Annotated in this window: 2 protein-coding genes; both read right to left on the bottom strand. The window is 42.4% G+C overall.

All coding sequences use genetic code 11. The features are described from left to right. Positions 1-235: 235 nt before the first annotated feature. On the bottom strand, positions 236-928 hold the full coding sequence (pnuC, locus tag E2R51_RS20505; protein ID WP_205703364.1) for a nicotinamide riboside transporter PnuC: 693 nt from the start codon (positions 926-928) through the stop codon (positions 236-238). Between the two features lie 157 nt (positions 929-1,085). Further along, complete coding sequence (nadR, locus tag E2R51_RS20510) at positions 1,086-2,126, bottom strand: multifunctional transcriptional regulator/nicotinamide-nucleotide adenylyltransferase/ribosylnicotinamide kinase NadR (RefSeq protein ID WP_133378732.1); 1,041 nt, start codon at positions 2,124-2,126, stop codon at positions 1,086-1,088. Between the last annotated feature and the right edge of the window lie 156 nt (positions 2,127-2,282).

Raw genomic sequence — 2,282 nt, forward strand, 5'->3', positions numbered from 1 at the left:
AGTATTGCCAATTTCTTCCGCTCGCATCCGACATTAGATGATCGTATTGCAGCGTTGAGAAACGCTAACTAGGCTTGATTTGATTCTTTGGTGGCTTAATGAGTGATGATATTTAGAAGTTATTACTTATACAGCAGAAAAAATACCGCGAATGATTCGCGGTATTTTTTTATGTAGAGAAGTTGCTATGTTTGACAGCCACTGATAGCCAGCAAAACGCCCTATAAACTGATTGCTAGGCTTCTTCCGCACTACGTTGCCACTCATACAACCCAATGAATGAGTTAATCTGATAGACCATGGTTTGAATGGCAAAGATATAGTTACCAGTCATCAAGTTAACAATCAACCAGACAAAATTCACTGCAATCCATATCCACCAGTTAAAAGAGTAACGAAGGATCATTGTTGCCTGTGCGGTAATGGACAGTACAAAAGCAAACACGTTAATCCAGTAGAAGTCGATCATGCCTAAGAACTGGCTACCGTCATCTTGCACCACGGCATAGCCCTTTTGGGCCAACCATTCGTTAACGATAGGAAATAAAGTCAGACCAATGGCGATAAAAGCGAGGGTCACTATCCACACCCACTTGGTGGCTGATTTTGGGACCATATTGCCATCGGGGTCAGTGTTTTTTGACCAGTAAAATAAGCCATAAACATGAGTAAAAAAGTTAAACAGCGGGGCCATCATGAGACCCACAGCGCCTGAAGTACCTTGAACCACCACCTCACCTGCGGTAGCAGCCATGCCTAGGCCATTACCCATCACATTCCTACGGAAAGACAAAGACACCACACAGCCCAATCCTACTAAGGAAACACCTAAGTAAAACCAGTCTAGCTGGGTATGTTCTGTGGTCAGCCAAAAACCAGTGCCGAGTGCTATGACACCGAAGACAAACCAAGCAATAATCCATTGCATTGCCCATTTTCCGGTGAGGTTATCTAATAGTTGGATACGCATGTAAGTCCTTAATCTGACAATTCAGCGACAAGGTTTGTGATTGGCTTAAGCACAGACCTAGGCGGCTATCTATAGAAGCGATTTGCTTGTTATACCGTTCGTTTGTTACGGCAGTTTATTTATTAAAAATGTGTTGGTCAATATAGGCGATGGCATCCTGATAGCGCTGAAAGTAATCTGGACTAGTAATGCGATGAGTTTCGATATGATGACGCTCAAAAATTGCGCTCAGCCTATTTTCAAAGCGTTCTCGATCATTATGACTGCCCAACGAGCGCATACCATCATTTACCCAAGGCGTATTATTGGCCAAAAATAGGGTATGGTCAAAACGAAACTCTTCTATACAAGCTGTGACAAAAGGATGGCTACGGCCCTCATACTCCTCACAAAATGCTTGAGTCGTGACAAAGTCGGTGTCAACGATAGTAATAGGAGATTGGGCTTGGTACATCGTCTCACGCACCGCTTGAGCATGGTCTAAAGCGATGGAACCATAATCACTGTATTGCAGCCCCTCTTCAGTGCCACCCAAGTCAGTACCGACATAGAGTCGGCCCATCTCTAGTACCAAATCAGCACCATAGTAGTTGGCAAGCTTATGGGCCAAGGTGGTTTTACCCGAGCTTTCACCGCCGACAATAGCGACTGTACGCGTATAGCTGCCACGTGCTTCAGGGTGGATGATATCCCAGTTGGCAATAGGATTGTAGTGAATAGCAGTACTATCAAATTCAGGATGAAGTGGCGTTGTGGTGACGTCAATGTTTAACGCTGAGGTGACTGCAGGTTTCGATAAGGGATGACCTTCAGTCACCAACAGCACATTGTCTTCATCGATTTGAAATTTGTCCTGAATATAATCAATTTTGGCATTGTAGGCATCAATATTGATGGCAATATCTTCAATACTATCGTGCACCGGGAACAAGAAATCATCACAAGTATGAATTTTGATAAAAGGCAAATCACTGCATGCCATTTGTAGCCAACGCGCTTTGTCTTGCAATGTGACTGGAAATTTATGATTGGGGTTGGGGTGTTTGGTAATGACAATGTGTAAAACTTCAACCAACGATGAAGCATGTAAAATACTGCGAATATGGCCCAAATGCAGCGGCTCAAAATGGCCAATCATTAGTCCTGATTTTTGCATAATCTAATCCTTATTTACTCAATTAGGTTTTTAACGTGTTCGATAGATTTGATAAATAGGTTTGTTTTAGTTTATTTTAGTTTGATTTAATAGTGTTTTAGTTTTAAGCACTGAGTTTTTGCCACTCAATCTGCTGTCAAAATAATCCGGATTTTT

It is taken from the genome of Jeotgalibacillus sp. S-D1 (assembly GCF_004358665.1).
In the GTDB taxonomy this organism is placed as follows: domain Bacteria; phylum Bacillota; class Bacilli; order Bacillales; family Jeotgalibacillaceae; genus Jeotgalibacillus.

Bases quoted from the DNA above. Each gene is read 5' to 3' on its own strand.
- pnuC (WP_205703364.1), bottom strand. From the start codon at position 928: ATGCAATGGATTATTGCTTGGTTTGTCTTCGGTGTCATAGCACTCGGC.
- nadR (WP_133378732.1), bottom strand. From the start codon at position 2,126: ATGCAAAAATCAGGACTAATGATTGGCCATTTTGAGCCGCTGCATTTG.